This is a genomic window from Citrobacter sp. CK199 (assembly GCF_030333285.1).
GTDB lineage: Bacteria > Pseudomonadota > Gammaproteobacteria > Enterobacterales > Enterobacteriaceae > Citrobacter_B > Citrobacter_B koseri.
Map to the genome: position 1 here is coordinate 368,614 of NZ_JAOWGF010000029.1, position 18,300 is coordinate 386,913.

General features: G+C 53.9%; 17 protein-coding genes. 9 read left to right on the forward strand and 8 right to left on the reverse strand.

Annotated features, from left to right (window positions below; translation table 11 throughout):
* The first annotated feature begins 214 nt into the window (after positions 1–214).
* The 4 genes from osmY (at position 215) to OGX75_RS20095 (ending at position 3,092) form a co-directional block, all read left to right on the forward strand.
* A complete protein-coding gene (gene osmY / locus OGX75_RS20080; protein WP_047459081.1) occupies positions 215–832 on the forward strand; it encodes a molecular chaperone OsmY in 618 nt (205 codons plus the stop codon).
* A gap of 128 nt (positions 833–960) precedes the next feature.
* Entirely contained in the window at positions 961–1,122 is a 162-nt protein-coding gene (locus tag OGX75_RS20085) for a DUF1328 domain-containing protein (protein WP_047459078.1), read from the forward strand.
* A gap of 123 nt (positions 1,123–1,245) precedes the next feature.
* Positions 1,246–2,319 (forward strand): patatin-like phospholipase family protein, encoded by a 1,074-nt coding sequence (locus OGX75_RS20090; protein WP_115626329.1) that lies wholly within the window; start codon positions 1,246–1,248, stop codon positions 2,317–2,319.
* On the forward strand, positions 2,316–3,092 hold the full coding sequence (locus tag OGX75_RS20095; RefSeq protein ID WP_153258090.1) for a metal-dependent hydrolase: 777 nt from the start codon (positions 2,316–2,318) through the stop codon (positions 3,090–3,092). Before OGX75_RS20090 ends, OGX75_RS20095 begins: the two co-directional genes overlap by 4 nt.
* A 126-nt stretch (positions 3,093–3,218) precedes the next feature.
* On the opposite strand, the gene OGX75_RS20100 is transcribed toward OGX75_RS20095, so the two are convergent.
* Positions 3,219–4,073 (reverse strand): YjjW family glycine radical enzyme activase, encoded by an 855-nt coding sequence (locus tag OGX75_RS20100; protein WP_049011482.1) that lies wholly within the window; start codon positions 4,071–4,073, stop codon positions 3,219–3,221.
* Positions 4,074–4,144: 71 nt separating this feature from the next.
* On the reverse strand, positions 4,145–5,731 hold the full coding sequence (locus tag OGX75_RS20105; protein ID WP_286451532.1) for a YjjI family glycine radical enzyme: 1,587 nt from the start codon (positions 5,729–5,731) through the stop codon (positions 4,145–4,147).
* Between the two features lie 262 nt (positions 5,732–5,993).
* On the opposite strand from OGX75_RS20105, the gene deoC reads away from it, so the two are divergent.
* The 4 genes from deoC (at position 5,994) to deoD (ending at position 10,326) form a co-directional block, all read left to right on the forward strand.
* Positions 5,994–6,773: a deoxyribose-phosphate aldolase gene (gene deoC, locus OGX75_RS20110; RefSeq protein WP_283316241.1), complete on the forward strand. Its 780-nt coding sequence runs from the start codon at positions 5,994–5,996 to the stop codon at positions 6,771–6,773.
* A gap of 135 nt (positions 6,774–6,908) precedes the next feature.
* Positions 6,909–8,231 carry a thymidine phosphorylase gene (deoA, locus tag OGX75_RS20115; protein WP_024130732.1) on the forward strand — a complete coding sequence of 441 codons (1,323 nt, stop codon included), beginning with the start codon at positions 6,909–6,911 and terminating at the stop codon, positions 8,229–8,231.
* A 52-nt stretch (positions 8,232–8,283) separates the two neighbouring features.
* Positions 8,284–9,507 (forward strand): phosphopentomutase, encoded by a 1,224-nt coding sequence (deoB, locus tag OGX75_RS20120; protein ID WP_024130731.1) that lies wholly within the window; start codon positions 8,284–8,286, stop codon positions 9,505–9,507.
* A 99-nt stretch (positions 9,508–9,606) separates the two neighbouring features.
* The gene (deoD, locus tag OGX75_RS20125) at positions 9,607–10,326 is read left to right on the forward strand and encodes a purine-nucleoside phosphorylase (protein ID WP_012134191.1); all 720 of its coding nucleotides are present in this window, start codon (positions 9,607–9,609) and stop codon (positions 10,324–10,326) included.
* Positions 10,327–10,518: 192 nt separating this feature from the next.
* Here the strand turns inward: deoD and OGX75_RS20130 are convergent, their stop codons facing one another.
* The 6 genes from OGX75_RS20130 to OGX75_RS20155 all read right to left on the reverse strand — a co-directional run bounded on the left by OGX75_RS20130 (position 10,519) and on the right by OGX75_RS20155 (position 17,142).
* The gene (locus OGX75_RS20130; RefSeq protein ID WP_286451533.1) at positions 10,519–11,085 is read right to left on the reverse strand and encodes a DUF1120 domain-containing protein; all 567 of its coding nucleotides are present in this window, start codon (positions 11,083–11,085) and stop codon (positions 10,519–10,521) included.
* Positions 11,082–13,502 (reverse strand): fimbrial biogenesis outer membrane usher protein, encoded by a 2,421-nt coding sequence (locus tag OGX75_RS20135; protein ID WP_286451534.1) that lies wholly within the window; start codon positions 13,500–13,502, stop codon positions 11,082–11,084. Before OGX75_RS20135 ends, OGX75_RS20130 begins: the two co-directional genes overlap by 4 nt.
* 31 nt (positions 13,503–13,533) lie before the next feature.
* A complete protein-coding gene (locus OGX75_RS20140) occupies positions 13,534–14,244 on the reverse strand; it encodes a fimbria/pilus chaperone family protein (protein WP_047459060.1) in 711 nt (236 codons plus the stop codon).
* Between the two features lie 82 nt (positions 14,245–14,326).
* On the reverse strand, positions 14,327–15,025 hold the full coding sequence (locus OGX75_RS20145; RefSeq protein WP_012134187.1) for a DUF1120 domain-containing protein: 699 nt from the start codon (positions 15,023–15,025) through the stop codon (positions 14,327–14,329).
* Between the two features lie 398 nt (positions 15,026–15,423).
* Positions 15,424–16,440: a lipoate--protein ligase gene (gene lplA, locus OGX75_RS20150; RefSeq protein ID WP_286451535.1), complete on the reverse strand. Its 1,017-nt coding sequence runs from the start codon at positions 16,438–16,440 to the stop codon at positions 15,424–15,426.
* Positions 16,441–16,494: 54 nt separating this feature from the next.
* Positions 16,495–17,142 carry a YtjB family periplasmic protein gene (locus OGX75_RS20155; protein ID WP_012134185.1) on the reverse strand — a complete coding sequence of 216 codons (648 nt, stop codon included), beginning with the start codon at positions 17,140–17,142 and terminating at the stop codon, positions 16,495–16,497.
* A 117-nt stretch (positions 17,143–17,259) separates the two neighbouring features.
* Here OGX75_RS20155 and serB point away from each other — a divergent pair, with 117 nt between their 5' ends.
* A complete protein-coding gene (gene serB, locus OGX75_RS20160; protein WP_024130729.1) occupies positions 17,260–18,228 on the forward strand; it encodes a phosphoserine phosphatase in 969 nt (322 codons plus the stop codon).
* Positions 18,229–18,300: the final 72 nt, after the last annotated feature.

Sequence of the window (18,300 nt, forward strand, 5' to 3'; positions counted from 1 at the left end):
GTATCAGCAAGCGATTTTGCGATTGTGATCTATATTTAACAAAGTGATGACATAAATGACGACTTTTAACACTGTTCAATGCGTGAATACTGGTTGTTAAGGCCGTCATTTATCTTGTCTGCGATATTAATAACTGAATAAAGATGGGATTAGCGCCGCGATTCTGCATAAGTATGTTGATTGTGACGGCTGCCATCCATACAGGAATGAATCGATGACGACGACAAGACTGAAGATTTCTAAAACTCTCCTGGCCGTAATGTTGACCTCCGCTGTCGCGACCGGTTCTGCATTTGCGGAAACCTCTACGCTGGATAAGGCACAGTCCAGCGCAGAAAGCGCGGGACAGAAAGTCGATAGCTCTATGAATAAAGTCGGTAACTTCATGGATGACAGCGCCATCACCGCAAAAGTGAAAGCGGCGTTGGTGGATCATGAAAGTATTAAGAGCACCGATATCTCGGTCAAAACCGATAACAAAGTGGTGACATTAAGCGGCTTTGTTGAAAGCCAGGCTCAGGCTGAAGAAGCCGTGAAAGTAGCGGAAGGCGTTGAGGGTGTGACCTCCGTCAGCGACAAACTGCATGTTCGCGACAGCAAGTCCGGCACGATGAAAGGCTATGCCGGGGATACGGCCACTACCAGCGAGATCAAAGCGAAACTGTTGGCGGATGACATCGTGCCTTCCCGCAAAGTGAAAGTCGAAACCACCGACGGCGTGGTGCAGCTCTCAGGAACCGTAGATTCTCAGGCGCAAATCGACCGTGCTGAAAGTATCGCAAAAGCGGTTGATGGTGTGAAAAGCGTCAAAAATGACCTGAAAACTCAGTAATTCGTCTTAATTCGCCCTCCCGACGTTTGTCGGGAGGCGCAATGTACACCACACTAAAAATATCGCGAATGAGCAACCTGAACGCTCATATCAAGCGGTCGACATTAACTATGGTAAAGGAGAAGCTTATGTTTCGTTGGGGCATTATATTTCTGGTTATCGCGTTAATTGCCGCCGCTCTGGGTTTTGGTGGACTGGCAGGCACCGCGGCTAGCGCAGCGAAAATTGTCTTCGTCGTCGGGATTGTCCTGTTCCTGATCAGCCTGTTTATGGGCCGTAAACGACCCTAGCACGTCACCCGTAATACCCATGATTCATGCTAAGCCAGTCCATCGGACTGGCTTTTACGGTTTTAGCTATCGCGAATTTGCGTTACTTTGTCATTCTATAAAATAAAACATAGGAAGGCAGAGGTGGGGCAGCGAATACCCGTGACGCTCGGCAATATTGCGCCATTATCATTAAACGCGTTCCGACCAGGCCGAATGGCTCTGGTGTGCGAGGGCGGAGGGCAGCGGGGAATCTTTACCGCTGGCGTGCTGGATGAGTTTATGCGCGCGAAGTTCAATCCATTCGACCTCTACCTCGGCACCTCTGCCGGGGCGCAAAACCTTTCTGCCTATCTCTGTAACCAGCCCGGCTATGGGCGCAAAGTTATTATGCGTTACACCACGAAGCGGGAGTTCTTCGATCCGGTGCGTTTTGTTCGCGGGGGGAACCTGATCGATCTCGACTGGCTGGTGGACGCGACATCCGGGCAGATGCCGCTGGAGATGGACACCGCCGCGCGTCTGTTCGATAGCGGAAAATCCTTCTATATGTGCGCCTGTCGTGGGGATGACTACACGGCGAACTATTTCTCGCCAACGAAGCAAAACTGGCTCGATATTATTCGTGCGACCAGCGCGATTCCGGGGTTCTACCGTACAGGCGTGGCGCTGGATGGCATCAATTATCTGGACGGCGGGATCAGCGATGCGATCCCGGTACAGGAGGCGGCAAAGCGTGGCGCGAAAACGATCGTGGTGATCCGCACGGTGCCTTCGCAAATGTACTATACGCCGCAGTGGTTTAAGCGCATGGAGCGCTGGCTGGGGGAGAGCAGTTTGCAGCCGCTGGTGAATCTGGTACAGCACCACGAAACCAGCTATAGCGCCATTCAGCGTTTTATTGAGAAGCCGCCGGGTAAGCTGCGTATCATTGAAATCTACCCGCCGAAACCGCTGCAAAGTATGGCGTTGGGCAGCCGTCTTCCTGCGCTGCGCGAAGATTACAAAATTGGACGCCTGTGCGGGCGCTATTTTCTGGCGACGGTGGGGAAACTGCTGGCGGAGAAACCGCCGCTCTCCCGCCACACGCCGAAGATTGTCATTCCTGGCCCGGTGGTGGTGCCTCCGGCGGCGGTGGCCAACGATATGCACGTAGCAACGGTCAGCGGCGCGGCGCAGGCCAACGACACTACCTTCAATAATGAGGATCTGGCGTGAGTTGCCGATTTATCGACACGCATTGTCATTTTGATTTTCCGCCTTTCACCGGTGATGAAGCGGCCAGCATTCAGCGTGCCGCTGACGCGGGGATTGGCAAAATCATTGTTCCGGCGACGGCTGCGGCCTGTTTTTCACGCGTGCTGGCGCTGGCGGAGCGCTTCCCGCCGCTGTTTGCGGCGCTGGGGCTGCACCCTGTGTTTATTGAGCAGCACGCAGATGACAGTCTGGATCGCCTGCAACAGGCGCTGGATCAACGCCCGCAGAAAGTCGTGGCGGTAGGGGAGATCGGGCTGGATCTTTACCGCGATAATCCTCAGTTTGATGAGCAAGAACGGCTCCTGGAGGCGCAGCTTAAACTGGCGAAACGCTACGATCTGCCGGTGATCCTTCACTCGCGTCGCACCCATGACAAGCTGGCAATGCATCTCAAACGCCACGCCCTGGCGCGAACCGGGGTGGTACACGGTTTTTCCGGCAGTCTGCAACAGGCGGAACGCTTTGTTCAGTTAGGCTACAAAATTGGCGTTGGCGGCACGATTACTTATCCGCGCGCCAGTAAAACGCGTGATGTGATGGCGCAACTGCCGCTGGACGCATTGCTGCTGGAGACCGACGCGCCGGATATGCCGTTAAATGGTTTTCAGGGGCAGCCAAACCGCCCGGAACAGGCGGCACGGGTATTCAGCGAGCTGTGTGCGCTACGCGATGAACCCTCTGAGGTGATAGCCGAAACGCTGTATCGCAATACGGCGGCGTTATTTCGTCTCTGATTGCCGGATGCGACGCAAAAGCGTCTTACCCGGCCTACGGGCCGACATCATTTGTGGGCCGGATAAGGCGGCCAACGGGTCGACATCATTTGTAGGCCGGATAAGGCGCAGCCGCCATCCGGCGATTCATAAATATAAAGCAGGGAAAATCAGGTTATGCACCCCGTGCGCCCATAATGCGTTTGCCAGCTGTTGCACGTCGTCAGGCGTTGCGCCCGGCCACGCTTTTGCTTCGCCATACACCCCATGCGCATGGAAAGCGTTTAACCGGACGGGAATATCGCCCAGACGGGAGATAAACGCGGCCAGCGGCGCTATCTGTTGCAGGTAATCCACCTGACCAGGAATCACCAGCAGCCGTAGCTCGGCCAGCTTGCCATGCTCTGCCAATATCCTGATGCTGTGCTTGATCTGCGCGTTATCCCGCCCGGTAAGACGCTGATGGCAGGCGCTATCCCAGGCTTTTAGATCGAGCATCGCGCCATCACAAACGGGCAGCAGTTTCTGCCAGCCGGTTTCGCTCAACAGACCGTTGCTGTCGACCAGACACGTCAGCGTACACAGCTGCGGATCGGCCTTGATCGCGGCAAACAGCGCGCAAATAAACGGTAACTGAGTGGTGGCTTCGCCCCCGCTGACGGTGATGCCTTCAATAAATGGCGATGCCTTACGGATATGGCCCAGCACTTCATCGACGCTCATCGTCTGCGCCATCGGCGTGGCCTGCTGCGGGCACATCCGCAAACAGGTATCGCACTGCTCGCAGACGTCAGCCTGCCACACCACTTTCCCCGCGCTGAAGCCCAGCGCCTGATGAGGGCACTGGGGAACGCACTCACCGCAGTCGTTGCAGCGCCCGATCGTCCACGGATTATGGCAATTCTTACAGCGCAGATTGCACCCTTGTAAGAACAGAGCCAGACGACTGCCGGGGCCGTCCACGCAGGAGAACGGTATGATTTTACTGACTAAACACTTCATCCTTCGAACTGCCTCTTTGTTGGCTGCACTTATTCACCCCAGTCACGTACTACGTGTACGTGACTGGGGATTCATTCGCTTGCCGCCTCGATGCCTCTCGAATGATTTTGCGTTAGGAAGCGCATCTGCTGTTCATGACTTATTACGCGTGCTTGTCGTTCCAGAATGCGCGTATTGCGCGCGGCTTCTTCCCCCAGCCAGGTGGTGTTTGTCCGCGATCCCTCGGCGCGATATTTTTCCAGATCCGACAGGCGCACCATATACCCGGTAACGCGCACCAGATCGTTGCCGCTGACGTTGGCGGTAAATTCACGCATGCCGGCCTTGAACGCGCCCAGACAAAGCTGCACCAGCGCCTGAGGATTCCGCTTGATGGTTTCGTCCAGCGTCAGGATGTCGCTGATCCCGGCATGGTAGTGCGCATGATGGGGGGCGACGGTTTGCAGGTGGGTAATGGGGTCGGGTTCATCGCCGTACGGTAAACGCGCGCCCGGCGTCGTACCGATATCGGAGCTGATGCCTGACTGGGCATGCAGCATCGCCCGCTGTTTCCAGCCATGCTTAACAGGCGTGTTTGCGACGAAATCGGCCAACTGCGCGCTGATGCGATAGCCCAGCGCATTGGCCGCGTCGTCTTTCCCGTAGCGTGCGTTCATCCCCGCGTTTTCACACAGCAGGTTTACCGCTTCGGCCAGGCCATACATCCCAAACATCGGTACAAAACGTCCGGGATCAAGCAACCCTTCCTGCACCAGGAAGCTATTCTCAAAGAAATGTGATTGTTCATAGAGGAAGTCACATCGGGCATCAATGATGGCGATCTGCTGCTGGCAGTAGTGCGGTAGCGTGCGCGTAAAGAAGTCATCGACAGAGGTGCTGCGCTCTGCAACGGCTTTCAGATTGATCCTGACCAGCGTGCTGCCGCCGCCCGCAAGCGGCAGAGAGTTGTAACAACTGACGACGCCATATTGACCTTTTGTGAAAATTTTATCATTTACCGGGCCATTAGAAATATGAGGTTTGCTGCATTCACAAATGTTTTTAGCGACATCAAGCAGTAAATCATCCGGTGTGATATCGGGATCATAGATAAACGTCAGGTTAGGTGAAACCTGCTTTAACTCAGCATCGGCACGTAAAATAGCGCGGGTGACAGGCGTGTCGGCCGGGCCAATATTGGCATGCATAAAGGCGTCCGGCAGCGTTCTGTCGAGATAGCGCCAGAAACGTTTTATTCGAATATCGATCTCGTCTTGTGTTAGAATTTTAACATACGGCTGCAACAGCGCATCCAGTTGCCCCAGATAGACCGGCATCGATGTTACGGAAGGAACGTGATGGTAGAGGATGGTCAGCAAAGATAGCGCGTCATCCAGATCTTTTGCGCCTTCCAGTTCCAGCCACTGTGAGCCATTAGCCAGAAAACGGGCGTAATCGGGCAAAACATAACGAGGTTTGAACGGGGCATGACCTTCGAACATATCGCAGATAACCCCGTCGTCCAGCGCCTGGCGAGCCTCTGGTGGCAAGGCCGGATAAGGCAACGCGTTCTCAGCTTCCAGCGCCAGAAAATGGCGTTTTTGTTCGGGGCTGAGCACCGGACTGGTCACAATTTGCTGGCAACGATGTTGCAGCGCGGTTTCGCATGAAGTGGGCATCTTCGTTTCCTTTTTGTGCCGAAGGTTAAGCGCCATTGTAGGAAGTTGCGTGATGATGGCTTTTGATCAGGATGCGCCTGTTGCCCACTCGCGAGGCCGGGAAAGGTCATTTATTTGAAGTAGATCTCGTTACAGTAATGCAAATTTGTACGTAGTTTTCATTAACTGTGATGTATATCGAAGTGTAATGGCGAGCGGATGTTAGAATACTAACAAACTCGCAAGGTGAAATTTTATACCGGCGATGAGCCAGGAGAATGTAATGACTGATTTAACCGCAAGCAGCCTGCGTGCGCTGAAACTGATGGACCTGACCACCCTGAATGACGACGACACCAATGAAAAAGTGATCGCGCTGTGTCATCAGGCGAAAACCCCGGTTGGGAATACTGCCGCTATCTGCATCTATCCGCGTTTTATTCCGATTGCGCGTAAGACTCTGAAAGAGCAGGGCACGCCGGATATCCGCATTGCGACCGTCACCAACTTCCCGCACGGTAATGACGACATCGACATCGCGCTGGCAGAAACCCGCGCAGCCATCGCGTACGGCGCGGACGAAGTTGACGTGGTATTCCCGTACCGCGCGCTGATTGCCGGTAACGAGCAGGTGGGCTTCGATCTGGTGAAAGCCTGTAAAGACGCCTGTGCGGCGGCAAACGTGCTGCTGAAAGTGATCATCGAAACCGGTGAACTGAAAGAAGAAGCATTAATCCGTAAAGCGTCTGAAATTTCCATCAAAGCCGGTGCGGATTTCATCAAAACCTCTACCGGTAAAGTCCCGGTTAACGCAACGCCGGAAAGCGCACGCATCATGATGGAAGTGATCCGCGATATGGATGTTTCCAAAACCGTTGGTTTCAAACCGGCTGGCGGCGTGCGTACCGCTGAAGATGCACAGCAGTTCCTGGCCATTGCTGACGAACTGTTTGGCGCTGACTGGGCGGATTCCCGTCACTACCGTTTCGGCGCATCCAGCCTGCTGGCAAGCCTGCTGAAAGCGCTGGGTCACGGGGACGGCAAGAGCGCAAGCAGCTACTAAGCCTTATATTGCCGGAGTTGTAGTGACGTAGGCCGGATAAGGCGCAGCCGCCATCCGGCATCAATACGACTGCCGGGGGGCGCGTTGCTTACCCGGCCTACAATGGCCTTCTACTCTTTTCCCCTGGGGGTTACCGTGTTTCTCGCACAAGAAATTATTCGTAAAAAACGTGATGGTCATCCGTTAAGCGACGAAGAGATCCGCTTCTTTATCAATGGTATTCGTGATAACACCATCTCTGAGGGGCAGATTGCCGCTCTGGCGATGACCATTTTCTTCCACGATATGTCGATGCCTGAGCGTGTGTCGCTGACCATGGCGATGCGAGATTCAGGAACCGTTCTGGACTGGAAGAGTCTCAACCTTAACGGCCCCATTGTTGACAAACACTCCACCGGCGGCGTGGGTGATGTGACTTCGCTGATGCTTGGCCCTATGGTGGCGGCCTGCGGCGGCTACATTCCGATGATCTCCGGGCGCGGCCTCGGTCATACCGGCGGTACGCTCGACAAACTGGAAGCGATCCCGGGATTTGATATTTTCCCGGACGACAACCGTTTCCGCGAAATCATTAAAGACGTGGGTGTGGCGATTATTGGGCAGACCAGTTCGCTCGCACCGGCGGATAAACGTTTTTACGCCACCCGCGACATTACCGCGACGGTGGACTCCATCCCGCTGATCACCGCTTCAATCCTCGCGAAAAAACTGGCGGAAGGGCTGGATGCACTGGTGATGGACGTGAAAGTGGGCAGCGGCGCCTTTATGCCGACCTACGAACTCTCTGCAGCGCTGGCTGAAGCCATCGTTGGCGTTTCCAACGGTGCAGGCGTGCGCACAACTGCGCTGCTCACCGACATGAATCAGGTGCTGGCTTCCAGCGCCGGTAACGCCGTCGAAGTGCGCGAAGCGGTGCAGTTCCTGACAGGTGAATACCGCAACCCGCGTCTGTTCGACGTCACGATGGCGCTGTGCGTGGAGATGCTGATCTCCGGCAAACTGGCGAAAGATGACGCTGATGCGCGAGTGAAACTACAGGCGGTGCTGGATAACGGCAAAGCGGCGGAAATCTTTGGTCGCATGGTAGCGGCACAGAAAGGGCCGAGCGATTTCGTGGAAAACTACGCGAAATACCTGCCGACGGCGATGCTCAGCAAAGCCGTCTATGCCGATACTGAAGGTTTTGTATCCGCGATGGACACTCGCGCGTTGGGCATGGCGGTGGTCTCAATGGGCGGCGGTCGTCGCCAGGCGTCGGACACCATTGATTACAGCGTCGGCTTTACCGACATGGCGCGTCTGGGCGACAGCGTTGACGGGCAGCGTCCGTTGGCTGTTATCCACGCCAAAGACGAAGCCAGCTGGCAGGAAGCTGCGAAAGCCGTCAAAGCGGCAATCAGCCTTGACGACAAAGCGCCTGAAATTACACCGACAGTCTATCGTCGTATTACCGAATAGCTGTATACTGATCTGATCGCTTTTTTGCAGCGCAAGATGTATGGAGAACAAGATGAAACGTGCATTTATTATGGTGCTGGACTCCTTTGGTATTGGTGCAACTGAAGATGCGGATCGCTTTGGCGACGTAGGTTCAGATACCCTGGGCCATATTGCAGAAGCCTGCGCCAGGGGCGAGGCCGACAATGGCCGTAAAGGCCCACTGAATTTGCCTAACCTGACCCGCTTGGGTCTGGTGAAAGCGCATGAAGGTTCTACCGGTAAAATTGCTGCGGGTATGGACGGCAATGCGGAAGTGATTGGCGCGTACGCGTGGGCACACGAGCTCTCTTCCGGTAAAGATACCCCGTCTGGCCACTGGGAAATTGCGGGTGTTCCGGTTCTGTTTGACTGGGGCTACTTCAGCGACCACGAAAACAGCTTCCCGCAGGAACTGCTGGATAAGCTGGTAAAACGTGCCAACCTGCCGGGTTATCTCGGTAACTGTCACTCTTCCGGTACGGTCATTCTGGATCAGTTGGGCGAAGAGCATATGAAAACCGGTAAACCGATTTTCTATACCTCCGCTGACTCCGTATTCCAGATCGCCTGCCATGAAGAGACCTTTGGGCTGGATAAACTGTACGAGCTGTGCGAAATCGCCCGTGAAGAGCTGACCGAAGGCGGCTACAACATTGGCCGCGTTATCGCGCGTCCGTTTATCGGCGATAAGGCCGGTAACTTCCAGCGTACCGGCAACCGTCACGATCTGGCCGTTGAACCGCCGGCGCCGACCATCTTGCAGAAACTGGTCGACGAGAAAAAAGGGCATGTGGTTTCCGTCGGTAAGATTGCGGATATCTACGCCAACTGCGGCATCACCAAAAAAGTGAAAGCCACTGGCCTGGACGCGCTGTTCGACGCCACCCTTAAAGAGATGAAAGAAGCGGGCGACGAGACGATCGTCTTTACCAACTTCGTTGATTTCGACTCCTCCTGGGGGCATCGCCGCGACGTAGCGGGCTATGCTGCGGGTCTGGAGCTGTTTGACCGTCGTCTGCCGGAACTGATGGAACTGGTCGGTGAAGATGACATTCTGATCCTGACCGCCGACCACGGTTGCGACCCGACCTGGACCGGTACGGACCATACTCGCGAGCACATTCCGGTGCTGATTTATGGCCCGAAAGTGAAAGCGGGCTCGCTCGGTCACCGTGAAACCTTCGCGGATATCGGTCAGACGCTGGCAACGTACTTCGGTACGTCGCCGATGGACTACGGCAAAAACATGCTGTGATGCAATTGCCCGGTGGCGCAAGCTTACCGGGCCTACGGTTTTGTAGGCCTGATAAGGCGTAGCCGCCATCAGGCAATAACAACGAGATAAGGATAAAAGATGGCAACTCCACATATTAACGCAGAAATGGGTGATTTCGCTGACGTCGTTTTGATGCCGGGCGACCCGCTGCGTGCGAAGCACATTGCTGAAACTTTCCTTGAAGACGTGCGTGAAGTGAACAACGTTCGCGGCATGTTAGGTTTCACCGGGACGTACAAAGGCCGTAAGATCTCCGTCATGGGTCACGGTATGGGTATCCCGTCCTGCTCCATCTATACCAAAGAGCTGATCACCGATTTCGGCGTGAAGAAAATCATTCGTGTCGGTTCCTGTGGTGCGGTACGCAACGACGTGAAACTGCGCGATGTGGTGATTGGTATGGGTGCCTGCACTGATTCCAAAGTTAACCGTATCCGCTTCAAGGATCATGATTTTGCGGCGATCGCTGACTTTGACATGGTGCGCAACGCGGTAGACGCGGCGAAAGCGCTGGGTGTTGACGCACGCGTGGGCAACCTGTTCTCTGCCGATCTGTTCTATTCTCCTGACGGCGAAATGTTCGACGTGATGGAAAAATACGGCATCCTGGGCGTGGAAATGGAAGCGGCGGGTATCTACGGCGTGGCGGCTGAGTTTGGTGCGAAAGCGCTGACCATCTGCACCGTGTCTGACCATATCCGTACTCACGAGCAGACCACTGCCGCTGAACGTCAGACGACCTTCAACGACATGATCAAAATCGCGCTGGAATCTGTTCTGCTGGGCGATAAAGCGTAAAAAAGAAGGGGCAGTTTGCCCCTTACGCCTGATGGTGCTTCGCTTATCAGGCCTACAAAATATTTTACGTGATTTGTAGGTCGGGTAAGGCCTGGCCGCCACCCGACATAAATGCTGCACAATCCTTTGTCAGCACTCTGAAGGGGCAGTTTGCCCCTTTTTCTTGCCTGTTTATTTACCGCCCTTTGGCGATTAATGCGTTAGCAACTCCCAGCTTAAATTACTCTCCATCTCAGTATTGTCGCTGACGTTACGGAACTGCTTTTCGTTCAGCACTGGCGTTAGCGTTAACGTAAAGTTCAACTGCTGCCCGCGCGCGGCTTCATTGTTCTCGATAGCGATAATGGCTTCATTATTGTGCAGCAGCTGTGTATCGGCATGGCCGTCTGCGGGAATGAACTCATTGCGATCGGTTGTTTTCCCGATCATATAGCTGCGGCCATCCAGTATCATTTGGCTGGCTTTCAACGCCAGCCCCCCGCCGTTACCGAAAAGAAATCGCCCTTGTGGGCCTGCGGCGCCATGTACAAATAGCGCCATCACCTGTGGTTGCGGGCAATCGATGCTGACATTGATATCGCGCGAGGGCATTTTAAACCAGTTTTGCTGTGAGCCGACGTTGTCATTTCGCTGCATCGGGGGAAAGGCCACGGTAGCGCGAGAGAGCGATACCTGGCAGTTCTCGTCTGCCCATGCCATGCGTGATCCCAGCGCTGCTAACGTACATAATGCAATGATCCACTTTCCGTATGACTTCATTGGCAAATACCCTCCGCCGTTTCGTAAAACGCCTCTTTATTCTGCACATTGCTTAATGTGTAAGTGATTTTGCAGATACGGTTCATATTGTCATCAACGCTATAGAGCGTTGGCGTTTCGTCAATATTGCTAATAAAGACGCGGCCGCTGTCCACTGCGCTGACCAGGTAGTTTCCTTTTTCATCAACAACAGACGTGCCTTTAGGAAGCCAGGAGCCATCCTGCTGTTTTATCTTCAGCATGACGCGACGGGTGTTTAGCACGTTAAAATCCAGGTCGCTGACGGTGGCATGAGCGGGCACCAGTAGCTTTGTTCCGTTAGCCAGATCCATATTTTTGGGCAGCGTATTTGCGTTCACCTCAATACGTGACTTACGCCACTCCGTCAGTCCTGGCACCACGGCCTGCCCCCAGAAATCTGTCCAGACCGGGCCTTGCGGCGTTGCGATTTCGATGCCGCTTTCCGGTTCGCTCAGGTGGGCAATGCCAAAAGTATCTTTAATGGTATAGGGGGAGAAGGTTACCCCCTGGCGATGCAGGGCAATGCCGCCCGACAGCATTGCGCTGTAGCTACGCTGATCGTCATTGTTGGTTGTTGCGCCAACGCTCATCTGCGTGTAGTGCAGGTTGCTGTTGATGTTGCCGTTGAGGGTGTTGAGATCGTTTCCGATATCGCGATCCGCCGAAACGGAGTAGCTGGTATTGTCGCTGAGAGGGCCACTGCTGCGTAAGCCATATGTCGTTCGGTCGCCCTGATTGCGCATATATGCGTTAATCGACTGCGACTGGAAAGGAATGTTGAGGTTGATGTAAAACACATCATCGTCATAGCTGTCATCGTTGATGTCGTCATTATCGTTATCGTTGCTAACAGAGTGCTGCCAGTTCACGTTTATTGACGCGTATTTAAATGTTTTTCCCCATGAAAGACTCACGTAACTGGAGTCTTCATAATCATCCGTGGCCTGATTATAGCTATAGGCTAACGAGAAGGTTCCTGCTGTTCTGCCGCTCCAGTTCACATTGGCGCTATAGCTGCTTTGATAGCTTGCGCTGTCGTCGTCCATCGCCTCGGACAACTCACGATAGTCGTCAGAATAACGTGCGGTGCTGACCCCAACAGAGACATGGCCGGGAAGCGTCAGCTGGTTTTGAATTTCCGCCTTTATACCGCTGCGCGTATCACCGAAGGATTCGCGGCTGCCCAGCAGACTGGCAAATACTTGCCATTTCTCGTTTGAACTCCACTCCAGCATTGCACCGCTTGCCTGATAATCCTCGGCAAGAACCCCTGCCGCCAGTAAACTTGTTTGTGGGGTAAGGCGCCAGCCGTCTGAAATGTTATATACCCAGGGGTCGCTGTAATCGCTGTCGACGTTGCGCACCTGGCCTACTGACATCATAAGCCCTTGTGGTCGCGGAAGGCCGTTCAGGTTGATTGAGGAGGCAGGTACGATGAAACTGGTTGTGACGTTGTCGGTTTCGACGATGCTGACCTGAAGATCGGCGTTATTTAACAGGATGGGGACATTGTCCAGCCTGAATGCCCCCGCGTTTACCAGCGTGGAATAAACAAGCTGCCCCGCCTGGCGGACTTCTACTCGCGCCTGGTTCGTGCGGGCAATCCCCGTCACGGTGACGCCTGAATTATCAGAGGTCATGCTGGACTCGGGGAGTAACTGAATGCCGCTGAGGGATGTTCCAGAAAACAGCGCCGATCTGGAGCTGATCTGCCCAACCTGGACACGCATCTGTTGCGCTTCAAAAACGTGTTCGCCATAAGTGAATAAATTTTTAGCGCTGCGATCGCCGTCAGAGTCCAGCAGAAAATAGCGGCTGCGCAATGCCCAGTTGGCCAGATTGGCGCCCGCTTCGAGATCGCCCTGCGTGTAGTTATGGCTGTCGCCGCCGTTGTATTCATTTCGCGTGGAAAACAGGCTGTAGTTGAGCAGCCCGGCGCTGCCGCCGTGGCTATAGTTTTTCTCCCGGGACGCGCTATTTTCCAGTGCGTCGGGCGGGACAGTTAACTCCAGCATCTCCTTACCGGGAAGGGACTTTATGACGGCGGAGGGATAATCTTTTTGCAGGTCATGACAGTGTTCTTGCAGGGAAATCCCCAGAGGACGTAGCCCGATCGCTGTCAGAAAATCGTCATCTACGCAGAGTTGCCCTTGTTCGTCAAATTTGGCGCCCAGCGAACCTTTTTCTGACCCGTTTACGTTGATTAGAACGCTATGTACACCGGGCAAAAAACGCGGCTCTTCTGCGAAGTAATTTGCGATATTTTTACTGATGCCCCGCGTATTGAGTATATCGGTACTGAACGTTACCTCACGGGCTAACGCCGTTGAGGTTAATAACGTACATGAATATAACGCGATCTGAATATGGCGAGACAGCAGGTTGATTCCTTTCATATACACTTACTTTGTCCCCGTTTTTTATTGATTATGGTGTTAACGGCGCAGTGAAATTGGGTATGTCGATGCCGTAGCGGCTGGCTGGGAAGAAGCGTACAGATTGATCGGAAATGATGGATTTCTTGACGGTTACATCCAGAACTTCTCCGGGTAAAATATAGGTTTTTGCGATTTCCCCGGCCGTTTGCGAAGGTAAAAAAATCACCTGTTGCGCCAGACGCACCACATAGGCGGAAGGGTTGCTGACTTTAATATGCTGCCCGGAGCCGGACCATTTCAGCAGCTTCCACGCATCGGTGACGACCGGTAAATTTTTGGGGCGAATTAATACCGGCAGATCCTGACGCAAATTGAAGTTAACTTTCATTGCGCCTTTAGACACGCCTGATGGCGGGATGCCTTCAAAGGTGACGCGTTTATAGTGCTCTTTGGTTAGCGGGGCGCTGCTTTCCATAATAAAGCGGACCTGCTGTTCCTGACCAGGTTCCACGCGTACGACGGGCTGGGTGACGTTGACGGTGATGCCACTGTCATCTTTTACATCTTCTATTGTGGTGTACAGCAACATCGGAACCGTATCGCTGTTTTTGACATTTATCGTTCCGCCATTATGGCTTTCTTCAATAACCAGTAGCGTGGAGGCGGGAACCATTCCTGCCGCATAAGCCTGAGATAAAGGTAAACAGAGAAGCGTGGCGGCAAATATATACGCTTTAACGGTACAAGATTTGTCAGACATTATTGTAATTCCTTCTATTGGAAAAACTCCCCACCCATCCATGTAGGGAGTTGTTGTACAGATATGATTAATAACGATGTGATTAGATATATCTCAGGGTAATGGTGGCGGAACCTGAAATATCGGTATCATCGCTAATGGCCAGTTTGGTGGTATTATCTACAGCCAGAGAAACCTTAAGCGGATAAGTTGCATTGTTATAGGCTGCTGGTTCCAGCGTGCCTTTGGCGCCGACGGTGATGATATCCTGCGTCCCTTCCTGGTTCCGAAAAGAAGTTTCCGTTGTCGCCTTAGCCCACAAACCCGTACTTGCGGCGGCGCTTACAATATAGTCAGCGTCAAAAGTGTCTTCGCCATTGACGGCTTTCGCGCTTGCAGCCTTGACAGAATCGATGGATACGGCATAGGCGCCAATGTTGACATTGCCTGCTGTTTTACCTACGCCGAATGAGACTCCTTTACCTTTAATGATGCCGGTTATCCAGATCTCTGCGTTGCTATCCGCTTTGTTATCGGTCAGCGTCCAGCCTACTTTCGTGGCGCTGGGGCACTCGATGACCAGATCGGTGTCTTTCGTGGCGATATCGTTGACGGCCGTTGAACTAAGGTCGCTGATCAGATGCGAGCCGAAGTCAAGTGCGTTGCCGCCGTTGACTGTCGCGGTACAGCCACCGACCAGCAGTTTCCCCGTTACGCGCAGTTCAGTGGTGGCGCCGTCGGCCGCCCATGCGTTAGACATGGTCAGTGCCGCGATTGCGGTGGCAAGAAGTGCTTTTTTCATTTGTTGATCCTTAACTTGAATTGTGTGATGGTACGAAAAGGCATGTTACTTGCCTTCTGAATACGTTTTATATCAACCAGATAGCTATGGAATATGGTTGGGATAGAGTTATATTCCAGAAGTAATATATTATCTGGACACAGCAGACAGTGGTTTTAGTTTTATTTAAAACTGATTTCTGGTGATCTTTGTTATTTTTTGTTTTAGAGTTGCTGCTATTTTGTATGCGGTTGGAATATGGCGAGATTGTATGTTTATATATTCATGTGGTGAATATTATTGATAAATAATATGCCAGCCTGAGCGTTAATCGGCAGGCTTTTAATGCATTGCTGATGGTTATTGAGAAAGTAACGTGCCGCCCTTGTTAAGGGTAAACGGGCACGTCCTGGAGAGGGTTAACGCACCGCCCGCGCAATCCACGCCGACAATTCCCGTAGCTCTTTTTCCTGCTCTGGAAAATCGACTAACAGCGCATCACACTCCTGTTGCAGCATATCCGCACGGTACAGACACCCCTGTAAACGGCCTGCCAGCGCTTCCAGCGGCGCAGGGTTAAGGCTGTCGGTAAAAACCTGAGTGCGCGTGATGTGCCCTTTTTCAACGTCGAAGTGCAGTTCAACGCCGCCCCAGATAAAGCGTTCGTCCAGAAGATGCGTAAAGGCTGGCGCCTGGCCGAAGTTCCATTCCCAACTGCTCTGGCGAGCGAACGTTTCGGCAAAATTGGGCAGATCCGGTGTTTTATCTGGAGAGATTATTTCGGCTTCCACGCGTTCGCCGTAGTGGCTGAAGAACGCCTCGGTAATGGCGTCGCAGATGTGTTCATGGGTAATGCCAGGTAGCAGTTCGACCAGATTGGCGACGCGCCCGCGCACGGAAGCGATCCCTTTGGCCTGTAATTTTTTCTTATCAGGATTGAGGTAGTTCGCCAGACGGCTGAGATCGGCATTCAACAGCAATGTGCCGTGGTGGAAGCCGCGATCTTTGGTTTCCCGATAGGCGGAGCCGGAAACCTTGCGGTCGCCTTCCGGCGTTTTCACCACCAGATCGTTACGACCGGAAGCCTCTGCGCTAACGCCCAGCGCGTTCAGCGCATTGAGCACTATCGCGATGGAGATCGTTTTGTCGTACTCCGGCTTCCCGGCCATAAATGTAAAACAGGTATTGCCGAGATCGTGGAACACCGCGCCGCCGCCGCTGCTGCGACGCGCCAGCCGGACATTGTCTTCTTCCATGCGCCGGGTGTTGCACTCTTTCCACGGGTTTTGCGCCCGGCCGATGACGACCGTATCAGCGTTGCGCCACAGGAACAAAACGCGCTGTGTCGCGGGCATCTGGCGAAAAATACACTCTTCAACCGCCAGGTTGAACCAGGGATCGTAAGAGTCAGAGATAAGCAGACGTAATGTCGTCATGGCAGCATTCCTTTTCGTGGTCTCAACTATATTAACGACAAAGCGGCGGCTATCCTATGGTTCTTTCTTCTCGCTCTCTTCCTCTTCCGGTACGGATTTGCTGGCGGTGAGCAGGAAAGGTGATTGCTGCCAGCGCGTGCGTTTGCCCTGTAGCAAGGTGCGCGTGAGCACCACGCCAATTGCCAGTGACAGGAGCAGCATCAGGCGTAAAATGTTGGTGGTGTTATCGACCTGTTTCGCTTCGGTCGCCAGCGTATGCGTATCCAGCGTCAGGCGCAGATAGCCCAGCGGGCCATTTTTACCCTGAATAGGTTCGACAATCTGCTGATTAAAATAGCCGCCCGCTTTTTTACCGTCCAGCGCCAGCCTGTCGCGCACATTGACGCTTTCGCCTGCGCGCGTAATGAGATCGCCTTGCTCGTCGTAGACACCGGCATCCAGAATGCGGCTCTCTTCCGTTAGCTGGCGGAGTACGACGGCGATCCGCTTCTCATCCGGCGTTTCGGTGCGCATCAGCGGCGCGATATTTAAGGTCACCTGGCGCGCCAGCGTGCGGGCCAGTTCTTCGAGCTGCGGATTGCGCTGCCGTTGATGGTTTTGACTGAACCAGGACGCCCCCTGCATCAGCCCGACGAGCAGTGCGAGACAGAACAATACAATCACTGCACGATGAAGCCGGAATTTCAGTTTTGCGCGAGCCATATTCCACCTGCTGAAAATTTGAGGCTTAATGTTGCCAGAAGCGATGGTTACAGGGTAGCCTCATGCGTTATTTTCCCCAGGATGATTCCCGACCCGAACGATTTTACAGGAGCTTTAATGCCTAACATTACCTGGTGCGATCTGCCTGAAGATGTTTCTTTGTGGCCTGGTTTACCCCTTTCATTAAGTGGTGACGAGGTGATGCCACTGGATTACCACGCAGGCCGTAGCGGCTGGCTGCTGTACGGTCGCGGGTTGGATAAGCAGCGCTTAACGCAGTACCAGAGCAAGCTGGGCGCGGCGATGGTGATCGTGGCGGCCTGGTGCGTCGAAGATTATCAGGTGATTCGTCTGGCGGGTTCCTTAACGCCGCGCGCGACGAAGCTGGCGCACGGCGCCGGGCTGGACGTCGCGCCGCTGGGCAAAATTCCGCATCTGCGTACGCCAGGCCTGCTGGTTATGGATATGGATTCGACGGCGATTCAGATCGAATGCATCGATGAAATCGCGAAGCTGGCCGGGACGGGCGAAATGGTTGCGGAAGTCACGGAACGCGCGATGCGCGGCGAACTGGATTTTACCGCCAGCTTACGCAGCCGTGTGGCGACGCTGAAAGGCGCGGATGCCGATATTCTGCGCCAGGTGCGCGAGAATTTGCCGTTGATGCCGGGTCTGACGCAACTGGTGCTGAAGCTGGAAACGCTCGGCTGGAAAGTGGCGATCGCCTCCGGCGGGTTTACCTTTTTTGCAGAATACCTGCGTGAAAAGCTGCGTTTAACCGCGGTGGTGGCGAACGAGCTGGAGATCATCGACGGGAAATTTACCGGCAATGTCATTGGCGATATCGTCGATGCCCAGTACAAAGCTAACACGCTGACCCGACTGGCGCAGGAGTATGAAATTCCCGTGGCGCAGACGGTGGCGATTGGCGATGGCGCTAACGATCTGCCGATGATCAAAGCGGCCGGGCTGGGGATTGCGTACCACGCCAAACCGAAAGTGAATGAAAAAACGGAAATCACGATTCGTCACGCTGACCTGATGGGGGTGTTCTGCATTCTCTCCGGCAGTATGAATCAAAAATGATTGAATTGCCCGATGGCGCAGGGCCTACGGAAAAGTGACTGTAGGCCGGATAAGTATTCTGTAGGCCGGATA

Excerpts from the sequence above, each read along its gene's own strand:
- OGX75_RS20135 (WP_286451534.1), bottom strand. The coding sequence starts at position 13,502 with ATGAAAGGAATCAACCTGCTGTCTCGCCATATTCAGATCGCGTTATAT.
- OGX75_RS20105 (WP_286451532.1), bottom strand. The coding sequence starts at position 5,731 with ATGCCCACTTCATGCGAAACCGCGCTGCAACATCGTTGCCAGCAAATT.
- OGX75_RS20145 (WP_012134187.1), bottom strand. The coding sequence starts at position 15,025 with ATGAAAAAAGCACTTCTTGCCACCGCAATCGCGGCACTGACCATGTCT.
- OGX75_RS20130 (WP_286451533.1), bottom strand. The coding sequence starts at position 11,085 with ATGAAGTCATACGGAAAGTGGATCATTGCATTATGTACGTTAGCAGCG.
- OGX75_RS20155 (WP_012134185.1), bottom strand. The coding sequence starts at position 17,142 with ATGGCTCGCGCAAAACTGAAATTCCGGCTTCATCGTGCAGTGATTGTA.
- deoB (WP_024130731.1), top strand. The coding sequence starts at position 8,284 with ATGAAACGTGCATTTATTATGGTGCTGGACTCCTTTGGTATTGGTGCA.
- deoC (WP_283316241.1), top strand. The coding sequence starts at position 5,994 with ATGACTGATTTAACCGCAAGCAGCCTGCGTGCGCTGAAACTGATGGAC.
- serB (WP_024130729.1), top strand. The coding sequence starts at position 17,260 with ATGCCTAACATTACCTGGTGCGATCTGCCTGAAGATGTTTCTTTGTGG.
- osmY (WP_047459081.1), top strand. The coding sequence starts at position 215 with ATGACGACGACAAGACTGAAGATTTCTAAAACTCTCCTGGCCGTAATG.
- deoD (WP_012134191.1), top strand. The coding sequence starts at position 9,607 with ATGGCAACTCCACATATTAACGCAGAAATGGGTGATTTCGCTGACGTC.
- lplA (WP_286451535.1), bottom strand. The coding sequence starts at position 16,440 with ATGACGACATTACGTCTGCTTATCTCTGACTCTTACGATCCCTGGTTC.
- OGX75_RS20100 (WP_049011482.1), bottom strand. The coding sequence starts at position 4,073 with ATGAAGTGTTTAGTCAGTAAAATCATACCGTTCTCCTGCGTGGACGGC.
- OGX75_RS20085 (WP_047459078.1), top strand. The coding sequence starts at position 961 with ATGTTTCGTTGGGGCATTATATTTCTGGTTATCGCGTTAATTGCCGCC.
- OGX75_RS20140 (WP_047459060.1), bottom strand. The coding sequence starts at position 14,244 with ATGTCTGACAAATCTTGTACCGTTAAAGCGTATATATTTGCCGCCACG.